Origin of the sequence: Pantoea sp., assembly GCF_028283705.1 — a bacterium.
Taxonomy (GTDB): domain Bacteria; phylum Pseudomonadota; class Gammaproteobacteria; order Enterobacterales; family Enterobacteriaceae; genus Pantoea.
Genome location: NZ_JAPWKD010000005.1, coordinates 22,199 through 36,137 on the forward strand (window position 1 = coordinate 22,199; position 13,939 = coordinate 36,137).

Consider the following 13,939-nt stretch of genomic DNA (forward strand, 5'->3'; position numbering starts at 1 on the left):
GGCGAACCATGCTGGATAAAATTGTCATTGCTAACCGCGGTGAGATCGCGTTGCGCATTCTGCGTGCCTGTAAAGAACTGGGCATCAAGACTGTGGCAGTGCACTCCACGGCGGACCGCGACCTGAAGCACGTGCTGCTGGCTGACGAAACTGTCTGCATTGGCCCGGCGCAGTCGGTCAAAAGTTACCTCAATATCCCGGCTCTGATCTCCGCCGCCGAAATCACTGGCGCGGTCGCGATCCATCCGGGCTATGGCTTCCTGTCTGAGAACGCCGATTTCGCCGAGCAGGTTGAGCGTTCCGGCTTTATCTTTATCGGCCCGAAAGCGGATACCATCCGCCTGATGGGTGACAAAGTGTCGGCAATCACCGCGATGAAAAAAGCCGGTGTACCGACCGTACCTGGCTCCGATGGCCCACTGACTGAAGACATGGATAAAAACCGTGCCTTCGCCAAACGCATCGGCTATCCGGTCATTATCAAAGCCTCTGGCGGCGGCGGTGGTCGTGGTATGCGTGTGGTGCGCAGCGACAAGGATCTCGAGCAGTCCATTAACATGACGAAGGCGGAAGCCAAAGCGGCTTTCAACAACGATATGGTTTACATGGAGAAATACCTCGAAAATCCACGCCACATCGAAATCCAGGTCATGGCTGATGGCCAGGGCAACGCGATTTATCTGGCAGAACGCGACTGCTCCATGCAGCGCCGTCACCAGAAAGTGGTTGAAGAAGCACCCGCACCGGGCATCACGCCAGAGCTGCGCAGCTTCATCGGCGATCGCTGTGCCAAAGCCTGTGTGGATATCGGCTACCGCGGCGCAGGTACCTTTGAGTTCCTGTTCGAAAACGGTGAGTTCTACTTTATCGAGATGAACACCCGTATTCAGGTAGAACATCCGGTCACCGAGATGATCACTGGCGTAGACCTGATCAAAGAGCAGCTGCGTATTGCAGCCGGCCAGCCACTGTCTATCCGCCAAGAGGATGTGATGATTCGCGGCCATGCGGTGGAATGCCGTATCAACGCCGAAGATCCCAACACCTTCCTGCCAAGCCCGGGTAAGATCACGCGTTTCCACGCACCGGGTGGCTTTGGTGTCCGCTGGGAATCGCATATTTATGCCGGATACACCGTACCGCCATACTACGATTCCATGATCGGCAAGCTGATCACTTACGGTGAAAACCGTGATGTGGCCATCGCCCGCATGAAAAATGCGCTGGCGGAACTGATCATTGACGGTATCAAGACCAACGTCGAACTGCAGATGAAAATCATGTCCGACGAAAACTTCCAGCAGGGTGGCACCAATATCCACTACCTGGAGAAAAAACTCGGCATGCAAGAGTAATCCCTGCAACGCAGAGTTCCTTTGAGGCCGGTTAAACCGGCCTTTTTCATTTTTGTTGCCTTTGAGGTTGCATGATGGATTGGCGTTTTGTGCAAGCGAATAAAGAGGCGCGCTGGGCGTTTTATCTGGCGCTGGCGTATCTCGCTGTGTGGGGGCTTTCCGCCTGGCTGGGGGGGAATGCGACAGGCATAACCGGCCTGCCACGCTGGTTTGAACTCTCCTGCCTGTTTGCTCCGGTGTTGTTTATTGGGTTGTGCTGGATGATGGTACGGATGGTTTTCCGCGACATGTCACTGGAGGACAAAGATGAAAGTGAAATCATTCTTCCCCTGTTGGCCTATCTGGTACTGATTGCCGCGCTGTCAGTATTTGCCATGCGCAAGCAACGCCAGGGAAATTTCCTGACAGAATATTTTCTCGGCAGCCGCTCGATGGGTGGCTTTGTGCTGGCGATGACCATCACCGCGACCTATATCAGTGCCAGCTCGTTTATTGGAGGCCCGGGTGCAGCATATAAATATGGGCTAGGCTGGGTGCTGCTCGCCATGATTCAGGTCCCTGCCGTGTGGTTATCACTCGGGGTGCTGGGGAAAAAATTCGCTATTCTGGCACGCCGTTACAATGCGGTAACCCTGAATGACATGCTGTATGGCCGCTACCGCAGCCCACTGCTGATCTGGCTGGCCAGCCTGAGCCTGCTGGTGGCTTTTATTGGCGCGATGACCGTGCAGTTCATTGGCGGTGCGCGATTGCTGGAAACGGCGGCGGGTATTCCCTACGATACCGGACTGCTGATTTTTGGCGGCACCATCGCACTTTACACCGCGCTTGGTGGCTTCCGCGCCAGCGTGCTGAATGATGCGATGCAGGGCCTGGTGATGCTGGTCGGCACCTTCCTGCTGCTGTTTGCAGTGATCCATCAGGCTGGCGGGCTGGAAACCGCAGTCACTAAATTGCGCGCCATCGATCCACAGCTGGTTTCGCCAGAAGGCGTTGGCAATGTGATTACGCCAACCTTCCTCAGCTCTTTTGCCGTACTGGTGTGTTTTGGCGTGATTGGCCTGCCGCATACCGCCGTACGTTGTATCTCGTATAAAGACAGTAAGGCGATGCATCGTGGCATCATTATTGGCACCATTGTGGTAGTGATTCTGATGCTGGGAATGCATCTGGCAGGTGCTCTGGGTCGCGCGATACTCCCGGACCTGACCATCCCCGATCAAGTGATTCCCACGCTGATGATCACCGTACTGCCCCCGATGGCCGCAGGCGTTTTTCTGGCTGCGCCTATGGCAGCGATCATGTCGACAATTAACGCGCAGTTGCTGCAATCCTCCGCTACCCTGATCAAAGATCTCTATTTGCGTATCGCGCCGCAGCATAGCGAGAATGAGGCGCGCCTGCGCATGCTCTCCGGCACCATCACTTTTGTGCTGGGATTATTGTTGCTGCTGGCCGCCTGGAACCCGCCGGATATGATCATCTGGCTGAACCTGCTGGCTTTTGGTGGCCTTGAGGCAGTGTTCCTGTGGCCACTGGTACTCGGGTTGTACTGGGAGCGCGCAAACGCCGCTGGTGCCATCAGCGGGATGGTCGTCGGTGCCGGTTGCTATACGCTGCTCGCCAGCCTGAAACTCGAACTGTGGGGTTTCCACCCTATCGTTCCATCATTGATCCTTAGCCTGCTGGCCTTTCTGGCAGGTAACCTATTTGGCAGCTCACCTGACGCACAAGACGCTGCCCTGGAATAAAGAGAAACGCTATGCCATGGATTCAAATCAAAATTAACAGCACCGGTGAGCACGCGGAAACACTGAGCGATGCACTGATGGAAAGCGGTGCCGTGTCTGTGACCTTCCAGGACACCCACGATAATCCGGTTTATGAGCCACTGCCGGGTGAGACACTGCTGTGGGGCGATACGGATGTTATCGGCCTGTTTGATGCCGAAACCGAGATGGACGATGTTGTCGCGGAGCTGAGTCAGCATCCTCTGCTTGGCAGCGGTTTCCGTCATAAGATCGAGCAGATTGAGGATAAAGACTGGGAGCGCGAATGGATGGATAATTTCCACCCGATGCGTTTCGGTGAGCGTTTATGGATCTGCCCGAGCTGGCGCGAAGTCCCGGATCCCAACGCTGTCAACGTGATGCTCGATCCGGGCCTCGCCTTTGGCACTGGCACCCACCCGACTACCTCGCTGTGTCTGAGCTGGCTGGATGGCCTTGATTTACAGGGTAAGACAGTCATCGATTTCGGCTGTGGCTCCGGCATTCTGGCGATTGCCGCCCTGAAACTGGGGGCTGCACAGGCGATTGGTATCGATATCGACCCGCAGGCGATTCAGGCCAGCCGTGATAACGCCGAACGTAATGGCGTGGCTGATCGTCTGGCACTCTATCTCCCCCACCAGCAGCCGGAAAACCTGCAGGCGGATGTGGTGGTCGCCAACATTCTTGCCGGCCCACTGCGCGAACTGGCACCGTTAATCAGCGTTCTGCCAAAATCCGGTGGACATCTGGGGTTATCAGGCGTGCTGGCCAGTCAGGCGGAAAGCGTTTGTGAAGCCTATACCGAACGCTTTGTATTGGACCCGGTAGCCGAAAAAGAAGAGTGGTGCCGGATTACCGGCGTGCGCCGCTAATCCCGCATAATTAGCGCAGTTCATTGTTACCACCCCGCCACATCTCTTGCCAATCAGGCGATGTGGCGTTTTTTATGTTGTGATTTAGCTCAAATTTTCAGAAAAACTTTTGTACACAATTTCAGCGTATTTTTTTAATTCACTGAATAATATAGGTATTTCTTATAGCTGACGCCGATCGGTCTCAATTCCTTGATCTTTCCCTGCGAATTGTTCAAAGTTTGGCCTTTCATCTTCGCGAAAAAATGCGTAATATACGCCGCCTTGCGAACAGTTAGGGTCACTTCTTTTTCATGCGCATTGGACATCATCAGCTTCGAAATCGACTCATCGCTGCGCCTATGGCCGGGGTTACCGACAAGCCATTTCGCACCTTGTGTTACGAGAACGGCGCTGGTATGACGGTCTCCGAGATGTTGTCATCAAACCCGGAAGTTTGGGCCAGTGACAAATCCCGTTTGCGCATGGTGCATAGTGACGAACCTGGCATTCGTGCCGTGCAAATTGCCGGATGTGATCCCGATGAAATGGCGGCTGCCGCGCGCATTAATGTGGCGTCAGGCGCACAGGTCATTGACATCAACATGGGCTGCCCGGCGAAGAAGGTGAATCGTAAGATGGCGGGTTCTGCACTGCTGCAACATCCGCAACTGGTTGAGTCTATTCTCTCCGCAGTGGTTAATGCAGTTGATGTGCCCGTTACGCTGAAGATTCGTACTGGCTGGGATAAAGAAAATCGTAATTGTGTAGAGATTGCCCAATTGGCTGAACGCTGTGGCATTCAGGCCCTCACCATTCATGGACGCACTCGCGCCTGTTTGTTTGAAGGACAAGCTGAATACGACAGCATTCGGACAGTTAAGCAGAGCGTTACCATTCCGGTTATCGCGAATGGTGACATTACTGACCCGCATAAAGCCAGAGCAGTGCTCGATTATACAGGAGCCGATGCTCTGATGATCGGTCGCGCTGCTCAGGGAAGACCGTGGATCTTCCGGGAAATCCAGCATTATCTGGACACAGGGGAGCTGCTGGCACCGAAGCCGTTGGCTGAAGTGAAGCATATGCTGATTGGACATATACGGGAGCTGCACGACTTTTACGGTCAGCGCAAGGGATACCGTATTGCCCGAAAACACGTTTCCTGGTATTTGCAGGAAAATGCCCCTGATGACCAGTTTCGGCGCACATTCAACGCCATTGAGGATGCCAGCGAACAGCTGGAGGCGTTGGAGGCATACTTCGAAAATCTTGCGTAAACGAAATAAAGAGCTGAAAGAACTATGTTCGAACAACGCGTAAATTCTGACGTACTGACCGTTTCTACCGTTAACTCACAGGATCAGGTGACGCAAAAGCCTCTGCGTGATTCGGTTAAACAGGCACTGAAGAACTATTTTGCTCAACTGAATGGTCAGGATGTGAGTGACCTGTATGAGCTGGTACTGGCTGAAGTCGAGCAGCCACTGTTGGACATGGTGATGCAGTACACCCGTGGCAACCAGACCCGTGCAGCCCTGATGATGGGTATCAACCGTGGTACTCTGCGTAAGAAGCTGAAAAAATACGGCATGAACTGATTTCAGTTTGTTGCTGCGATAACGCCAGCCCTCGGGCTGGCGTTTTTGTTTGTGTCTTTGTCGTTAACAACGGGTGAAACAGTTGTCCCCATAATGGTAACGATAGTTGCAATTGCTTCAGTGATATTTCGCCCGCAACGCCATCCTTGTTCTGCCCCATTTTCGCACCGATTTCCCCCTCGTTTCTTCGCCTGATTGCCGCCCAGGCCGCTGCCGATGTGATCCTAAACCATTCCAACCGCAAATCTGCAAACCCATACATTTTGTCCTGCGCCCCCGCTCACACTGCTTCCATATAGTGAAACTTTTTGCACTGTTTGTGATCGAGGCGACTCGCATTGCTTCCTTTTGGTGCGCGATAGTAGTCGGAACTTTCTGAATGCTTCAGTTTATGAAGAGATCTTTCCAATGAATTCAGGATTCTGCAAACCTGGCATTAGCTTTGCAAAGTCGTGAATGGCTGACTGCCACAGACAGGAAAAGCGCACATAAAAGTGCGCAATGCACCCACATCACAACACGATTTCGCCACACAGGATGCTTTATGAAAAAGATGATGCTCTCCACCCTGGTCGCTGCAGCTTCTCTGTTCGCCGTTGCGCAGCAAGCGCACGCCGGCACCACGTTGGATGCAATTAAAAAGAAAGGGTTTGTTCAGTGCGGTATCAGTGATGGCCTGCCCGGCTTTTCCTATGCCGATGCTAGCGGCAAATTCACCGGTATCGACGTTGACGTTTGCCGTGCCGCTGCGGCTGCCGTATTTGGCGATGCTAATAAAGTGAAATACACCCCGCTGACGGCAAAAGAGCGTTTTACTGCGTTGCAATCTGGTGAAGTGGACATTCTGTCTCGCAACACCACCTGGACTTCTTCACGCGATGGCGGCATGGGCTTCCTGTTCGCGGGTGTGAACTATTACGACGGTATCGGCTTCCTGACCCATAAAAAAGCCGGTCTTAAAAGCGCGAAAGAGCTGGATGGTGCCACGGTATGTATCCAGGCGGGTACCGATACCGAACTGAACGTGGCGGATTACTTCAAAGCCAACAATATGCAATACACCCCGGTGACCTTTGACCGTTCTGACGAATCCGCTAAGGCGCTGGACAGTGGTCGCTGCGATACCCTGGCCTCTGACCAGTCTCAGCTGTACGCACTGCGCATCAAGCTGGGCAAACCGGACGAATTCATCGTTCTGCCGGAAGTGATCTCTAAAGAGCCGCTGGGTCCGGTGGTACGTCGTGGCGATGATGACTGGTTCACTATTGTGAAATGGTCACTGTACGCGATGCTGAACGCTGAAGAGATGGGCATCAACTCGAAGAACGTCGATCAACTGGCCGCCAAACCGTCCAACCCGGACATGGCTCACCTGCTGGGTGCTGAAGGCGACTTCGGTAAGGATCTGAAGCTCGACAACAAATGGGCGTTCAACATCATTAAACAGGTAGGTAACTACCAGGAAAGCTTTGACCGCAACGTCGGTAAAGACAGTGCTCTGAAAATCGCGCGTGGTCAGAATGCGCTCTGGAATCAGGGCGGCATCCAGTACGCTCCGCCGGTACGTTAATTCTGCCTTCCAGTCGGGCACCGCACCCTGCGGTGCCCAATGCGTTTTATTCACTGAGGTTTCAACATGTCACAACGCCCAACCGTAAAAAGGGATTTTTCGTTCGGTAATCCTACGGTTCGCGCCTGGCTTTACCAGATAGTCGCGATTGTGGCCGTGTTCGCTGTTGTGGGATATCTCATCCACAATACGGTGATCAACCTGGCTAATCGTGGCATCACATCCGGCTTTGGCTTCCTGGAGCGCAGTGCCGGTTTCGGCATCGTCCAGCATCTGATTGATTACTCAGAAGGTGATACCTACGCGCGCGTGTTTATGGTGGGGTTAACCAATACCCTGCTGGTTTCCGCGCTCTGTATTGTTTTCGCCTCTATCCTCGGATTCTTTATCGGCCTTGCCCGCCTGTCTGATAACTGGCTCCTGCGCAGGATCTCCACCATTTACATCGAGACGTTCCGCAACATTCCACCGTTGTTGCAAATCTTCTTCTGGTATTTCGCGGTGCTGCGTAATTTACCTGGCCCACGCCAGGCGTTGAACGCATTTGATCTGGCATTTGTCAGTAACCGTGGGCTTTACATTCCCTGGCCCACCTATGCCCCTGGTACCTGGCCGTTTGTAATCGCGTTGCTTCTGGCAATAGTCGTTAGCGTCGGATTATTTCGTTTTAACCGTAAACACCAGTTGAAGACTGGCCAGTTGCGCCGCACCTGGCCGATCGCCACTGCGATGGTCATTGCTTTTCCCCTGCTCGCCCACGCGCTGTTCGGTGCCGCCACACACTGGGATGTGCCGGAATTGCGTGGATTTAACTTCCGTGGCGGATTCGTGATGATCCCTGAGCTGGCTTCACTGACGCTGGCCCTGTCGATCTACACCTCTTCGTTTATCGCTGAAGTGATTCGCTCGGGTATCCAGTCGGTGCCACACGGTCAGAATGAAGCGGCACGTTCGCTCGGCTTGCCGAATCCTGTGACCATGCGTCAGGTGATCATCCCGCAAGCCATGCGTGTGATCATTCCGCCTCTGACCAGCCAGTATCTCAACATCGTGAAAAACTCTTCACTGGCAGCGGCTATCGGCTATCCGGATATGGTTTCGCTGTTTGCCGGAACAGTGCTGAATCAGACAGGCCAGGCTATCGAGACCATCGCGATCACCATGGCGGTCTACCTGATCATCAGTTTGGTCATTTCACTGCTGATGAACCTCTACAACCGCAAAATTGCGCTGGTTGAGCGTTAAGAGAACGGGATTATTATGTCTGTTACCACACACGAAACACCGCCGGTGCCAACCAACCCTGTCAGCAAAGCCTGGGGTTGGGCGCGCAAAAACCTGTTCTCCAGTTGGTTCAATACCCTGCTGACACTGCTCTGCTTCTGGATTATCTGGAGCGTGATTCCACCTGCACTTAACTGGCTGGTTTTCCAGGCTAACTGGTTCGGCTCAACTCGCGCCGACTGTACTAAAGAAGGTGCCTGCTGGGTGTTTATCCATGCGCGCTTTGGCCAGTTTATGTATGGGCTGTATCCGCATGAACTGCGCTGGCGCATCAACCTGGCGCTGGTGATTGGCCTGCTTTCCATCATCCCGATGTTTATCAAATCGATTCCGCATCGTGGCCGTTATATCGCCTGCTGGGCAGTAGCCTATCCCATCATCGTCTGGTTCCTGATGTATGGCGGCTATTTGGGCCTGGATCGCGTTGAAACCCGCCAGTGGGGCGGTTTGACACTGACGCTGATTATCGCGTCGGTCGGCATCGCCGGTGCCTTGCCATTGGGGATTTTGCTGGCATTGGGACGCCGTTCAAAGATGCCTGTGGTACGAACCCTGTCGGTGATTTTTATTGAATTCTGGCGTGGTGTACCGCTGATTACCGTGTTGTTTATGTCATCGGTGATGCTGCCGCTGTTTATGGCCGAAGGGACGACCATCGATAAGCTGGTGCGTGCGCTGGTCGGTGTGATTCTGTTCCAGTCAGCTTATGTCGCGGAAGTGGTGCGCGGTGGCTTACAGGCTCTGCCAAAGGGACAGTATGAAGCTGCTGAGTCGCTGGCGCTGGGTTACTGGAAAACACAGATTCTGGTGATTTTGCCTCAGGCACTCAAACTCACCATTCCCGGCCTGGTTAACACTATCATCGCTTTGTTTAAAGATACCAGTCTGGTGATCATCATCGGCCTGTTCGATCTTTTCAGTAGCGTGCAGCAGGCCACCGTTGACCCCACATGGCTTGGGATGTCGACGGAAGGCTATGTTTTTGCTGCCCTTGTCTACTGGATTTTCTGTTTTAGCATGTCGCGCTATAGCCAGTATCTGGAGAAGCGCTTTCACACCGGGCGTAAATCGCACTGAGGTTTTACATGACACAATCTATGACTAATTCTGCTGACCAAATGATGATTACGCTCGAAAATGTGAATAAATGGTACGGCCAGTTCCATGTATTAAAGGACATTAACCTGCAGGTGAAACCGCGCGAACGTATCGTTCTTTGCGGACCATCAGGCTCGGGCAAATCCACCACTATCCGTTGCATCAACCACCTGGAAGAGCATCAGCAGGGGCGAATCGTCGTTGATGGCATTCATTTGAATGATGATGTACGCAATATTGAACGTGTACGAACTGAAGTTGGCATGGTGTTCCAGCACTTCAACCTTTTCCCGCATTTGACTGTGTTGCAAAACTGCACGCTGGCACCTATCTGGGTGCGTAAGATGCCAAAGAAAGAGGCGGAAGAACTGGCGATGCATTATCTGCAACGCGTCCGTATTGCCGAGCATGCACATAAATTTCCCGGTCAGCTATCCGGTGGCCAGCAACAGCGCGTGGCAATTGCACGTTCGCTGTGTATGAAACCCAAAATCATGCTGTTTGATGAACCTACTTCAGCCCTTGACCCTGAAATGGTTAAAGAAGTGCTCGATACCATGATTGGTCTGGCGGAAGATGGCATGACGATGTTGTGTGTAACCCATGAGATGGGCTTTGCGCGCACAGTCGCGGACCGGGTTATCTTTATGGACCGTGGTGAGATCGTTGAACAAGCCCCACCGCAGGAGTTCTTTGCCAATCCGAAGTCAGAACGTACCCGTGCCTTCCTGTCGCAGGTTATTCACTAAGACAGTTCCCTGGCCGGTCCACTGCAATCAACCCTCTGCTCTGGCAGGGGGTTTTTTATGTCTCTTCTTTATTTATCGTGAATGTTTAAGGCCTGGTACGATAGAAACTGCGCGATGAATCGCGCCGCTACGGCACCGTGCTTTTTTCTGATTTTCAGACGTAAAAAAGCCCTGAACTTTCGTTCAGGGCTTCTTCACTTGATTGATGCCTGGCAGTTCCCTACTCTCGCATGGGGAGACCCCACACTACCATCGGCGCTACGGCGTTTCACTTCTGAGTTCGGCATGGGGTCAGGTGGGACCACCGCGCTACAGCCGCCAGGCAAATTCTGTTTATCCGCACCGCCCTCTCAGGCCGCACGAATCTATCCGGATGAATCAAGCTGAAAATCTTCTCTGGTCTCTCAACCAAAACGCCTCTGGCGTTGTAAGGTTAAGCCTCACGGGTCATTAGTACCGGTTAGCTCAATGCATCGCTGCACTTACACATCCGGCCTATCAACGTCGTCGTCTTCAACGTCCCTTCAGGACCCTCAAGGGGTCAGGGAGAACTCATCTCGGGGCAAGTTTCGTGCTTAGATGCTTTCAGCACTTATCTTTTCCGCACTTAGCTACCGGGCAATGCCATTGGCATGACAACCCGAACACCAGTGGTGCGTTCACTCCGGTCCTCTCGTACTAGGAGCAACCCCCCTCAATTCTCCAGCGCCCACGGCAGATAGGGACCGAACTGTCTCACGACGTTCTAAACCCAGCTCGCGTACCACTTTAAACGGCGAACAGCCGTACCCTTGGGACCTACTTCAGCCCCAGGATGTGATGAGCCGACATCGAGGTGCCAAACACCGCCGTCGATATGAACTCTTGGGCGGTATCAGCCTGTTATCCCCGGAGTACCTTTTATCCGTTGAGCGATGGCCCTTCCATTCAGAACCACCGGATCACTATGACCTGCTTTCGCACCTGCTCGAGCCGTCACTCTCGCAGTCAAGCTGGCTTATGCCATTGCACTAACCTCCTGATGTCCGACCAGGATTAGCCAACCTTCGTGCTCCTCCGTTACGCTTTGGGAGGAGACCGCCCCAGTCAAACTACCCACCAGACACTGTCCGCAGCCCGGATTACGGGCCTACGTTAGAACATCAAACATTAAAGGGTGGTATTTCAAGGCCGGCTCCACGCAGACTGGCGTCCACGCTTCAAAGCCTCCCACCTATCCTACACATCAAGGCTCAATGTTCAGTGTCAAGCTATAGTAAAGGTTCACGGGGTCTTTCCGTCTTGCCGCGGGTACACTGCATCTTCACAGCGATTTCAATTTCACTGAGTCTCGGGTGGAGACAGCCTGGCCATCATTACGCCATTCGTGCAGGTCGGAACTTACCCGACAAGGAATTTCGCTACCTTAGGACCGTTATAGTTACGGCCGCCGTTTACCGGGGCTTCGATCAAGAGCTTCTCCTTACGGATAACCCCATCAATTAACCTTCCGGCACCGGGCAGGCGTCACACCGTATACGTCCACTTTCGTGTTTGCACAGTGCTGTGTTTTTAATAAACAGTTGCAGCCAGCTGGTATCTTCGACTGGCTTCAGCTCCGGGAGCAAGTCCCTTCACCTAATGCCAGCGTGCCTTCTCCCGAAGTTACGGCACCATTTTGCCTAGTTCCTTCACCCGAGTTCTCTCAAGCGCCTTGGTATTCTCTACCTGACCACCTGTGTCGGTTTGGGGTACGATTTCGTGTTACCTGGAGCTTAGAGGCTTTTCCTGGAAGCAGGGCATCAGTTACTTCACCACCGTAGTGGCTCGTCATCACGCCTCAGCCTTAAAGCATTCCGGATTTGCCTGGAATGCAAGCCTACACGCTTAAACCGGGACAACCGTCGCCCGGATAACCTAGCCTTCTCCGTCCCCCCTTCGCAGTAACACCAAGTACAGGAATATTAACCTGTTTCCCATCGACTACGCTTTTCAGCCTCGCCTTAGGGGTCGACTCACCCTGCCCCGATTAACGTTGGACAGGAACCCTTGGTCTTCCGGCGAGCGGGCTTTTCACCCGCTTTATCGTTACTTATGTCAGCATTCGCACTTCTGATACCTCCAGCAGACCTCACAGTCCACCTTCAGCGGCTTACAGAACGCTCCCCTACCCAACAACACATTGTGTCGCTGCCGCAGCTTCGGTGCATGGTTTAGCCCCGTTACATCTTCCGCGCAGGCCGACTCGACCAGTGAGCTATTACGCTTTCTTTAAATGATGGCTGCTTCTAAGCCAACATCCTGGCTGTCTGTGCCTTCCCACATCGTTTCCCACTTAACCATGACTTTGGGACCTTAGCTGGCGGTCTGGGTTGTTTCCCTCTTCACGACGGACGTTAGCACCCGCCGTGTGTCTCCCGTGATAACATTCTCCGGTATTCGCAGTTTGCATCGGGTTGGTAAGCCGGGATGGCCCCCTAGCCGAAACAGTGCTCTACCCCCGGAGATGAGTTCACGAGGCGCTACCTAAATAGCTTTCGGGGAGAACCAGCTATCTCCCGGTTTGATTGGCCTTTCACCCCCAGCCACAGGTCATCCGCTAATTTTTCAACATTAGTCGGTTCGGTCCTCCAGTTAGTGTTACCCAACCTTCAACCTGCCCATGGCTAGATCACCGGGTTTCGGGTCTATACCCTGCAACTTAACGCCCGGTTAAGACTCGGTTTCCCTTCGGCTCCCCTATGCGGTTAACCTTGCTACAGAATATAAGTCGCTGACCCATTATACAAAAGGTACGCAGTCACACCCCAAAGGGTGCTCCCACTGCTTGTACGTACACGGTTTCAGGTTCTGTTTCACTCCCCTCGCCGGGGTTCTTTTCGCCTTTCCCTCACGGTACTGGTTCACTATCGGTCAGTCAGGAGTATTTAGCCTTGGAGGATGGTCCCCCCATATTCAGACAGGATACCACGTGTCCCGCCCTACTCGTCGGACTCACAGTCCGTGCATTTTCGTGTACGGGGCTGTCACCCTGTATCGCGCGACTTTCCAGACGCTTCCACTAACACACAAACTGATTCAGGTCCTGGGCTGTTCCCCGTTCGCTCGCCGCTACTGGGGGAATCTCGGTTGATTTCTTTTCCTCGGGGTACTTAGATGTTTCAGTTCCCCCGGTTCGCCTCGTTAACCTATGTATTCAGTTAACGATAGTGCACAAGTGCACTGGGTTTCCCCATTCGGACATCGCCGGCTGTTGCGGTTCATATCACCTTGCCGGCGCTTTTCGCAGATTAGCACGTCCTTCATCGCCTCTGACTGCCAGGGCATCCACCGTGTACGCTTAGTCGCTTAACCTCACAACCCACAGGCGTTTTGCAACGCTTATGAATCGCAAGCTTTTGAGAGACTCGAACGCGCCGCTTTCATTTCTTATTACGGAGAAATGAAACAACGCGTCGTTTCAAATTTTCAGCTTGTTCCGGATTGTTAAAGAGCAAATATCTCAAACGTGACTCGTAAGCCAGTTTTGAGATACTGAGCAGCGACACCTTTCACCTGTCACCAAGCAAGTGGCGTCCCCTAGGGGATTCGAACCCCTGTTGCCGCCGTGAAAGGGCGGAGTCCTAACCGCTAGACGAAGGGGACACGAATGTGTCACGACTTCGCAGCCGTCTTGCTCA

Annotated in this window: 9 protein-coding genes, 1 tRNA gene and 2 rRNA genes; 9 read left to right on the forward strand and 3 right to left on the reverse strand. The window is 53.3% G+C overall.

All coding sequences use genetic code 11. The annotated features are described in order from the left end of the window. Positions 1-8: 8 nt before the first annotated feature. From accC to PW844_RS03480, 9 genes are all read left to right on the forward strand, one after another. Positions 9-1,355, forward strand: coding sequence for an acetyl-CoA carboxylase biotin carboxylase subunit (gene accC, locus PW844_RS03440; RefSeq protein ID WP_084877243.1), 1,347 nt, complete (start codon positions 9-11; stop codon positions 1,353-1,355). Between the two features lie 71 nt (positions 1,356-1,426). Then, positions 1,427-3,106 (forward strand): sodium/pantothenate symporter, encoded by a 1,680-nt coding sequence (gene panF / locus PW844_RS03445; protein WP_299447300.1) that lies wholly within the window; start codon positions 1,427-1,429, stop codon positions 3,104-3,106. 11 nt (positions 3,107-3,117) lie between these two features. Continuing rightward, entirely contained in the window at positions 3,118-3,999 is an 882-nt protein-coding gene (gene prmA, locus PW844_RS03450) for a 50S ribosomal protein L11 methyltransferase (RefSeq protein ID WP_084877252.1), read from the forward strand. A 293-nt stretch (positions 4,000-4,292) separates the two neighbouring features. Then, a complete protein-coding gene (gene dusB, locus PW844_RS03455) occupies positions 4,293-5,258 on the forward strand; it encodes a tRNA dihydrouridine synthase DusB (RefSeq protein WP_084877254.1) in 966 nt (321 codons plus the stop codon). A 24-nt stretch (positions 5,259-5,282) separates the two neighbouring features. After that, positions 5,283-5,579, forward strand: a complete 297-nt coding sequence (gene fis, locus PW844_RS03460; protein WP_003855228.1) for a DNA-binding transcriptional regulator Fis — start codon at positions 5,283-5,285, stop codon at positions 5,577-5,579. Positions 5,580-6,123: 544 nt separating this feature from the next. Then, complete coding sequence (locus PW844_RS03465) at positions 6,124-7,149, forward strand: amino acid ABC transporter substrate-binding protein (protein WP_084877260.1); 1,026 nt, start codon at positions 6,124-6,126, stop codon at positions 7,147-7,149. A 66-nt stretch (positions 7,150-7,215) separates the two neighbouring features. Further along, positions 7,216-8,394 (forward strand): amino acid ABC transporter permease, encoded by a 1,179-nt coding sequence (locus tag PW844_RS03470; protein ID WP_299447322.1) that lies wholly within the window; start codon positions 7,216-7,218, stop codon positions 8,392-8,394. A gap of 15 nt (positions 8,395-8,409) precedes the next feature. Further along, positions 8,410-9,510: an amino acid ABC transporter permease gene (locus tag PW844_RS03475; protein WP_299447325.1), complete on the forward strand. Its 1,101-nt coding sequence runs from the start codon at positions 8,410-8,412 to the stop codon at positions 9,508-9,510. An 8-nt stretch (positions 9,511-9,518) separates the two neighbouring features. Beyond that, positions 9,519-10,280, forward strand: coding sequence for an amino acid ABC transporter ATP-binding protein (locus tag PW844_RS03480; protein ID WP_084877269.1), 762 nt, complete (start codon positions 9,519-9,521; stop codon positions 10,278-10,280). 207 nt (positions 10,281-10,487) lie between these two features. On the opposite strand, the gene rrf is transcribed toward PW844_RS03480, so the two are convergent. The 3 genes from rrf to PW844_RS03495 form a co-directional block, all read right to left on the reverse strand. Further along, positions 10,488-10,603, reverse strand: a 5S ribosomal RNA gene (gene rrf, locus PW844_RS03485). A gap of 106 nt (positions 10,604-10,709) precedes the next feature. Continuing rightward, positions 10,710-13,613, reverse strand: a 23S ribosomal RNA gene (locus PW844_RS03490). Between the two features lie 216 nt (positions 13,614-13,829). Then, positions 13,830-13,904 (reverse strand) — tRNA-Glu (locus PW844_RS03495). Between the last annotated feature and the right edge of the window lie 35 nt (positions 13,905-13,939).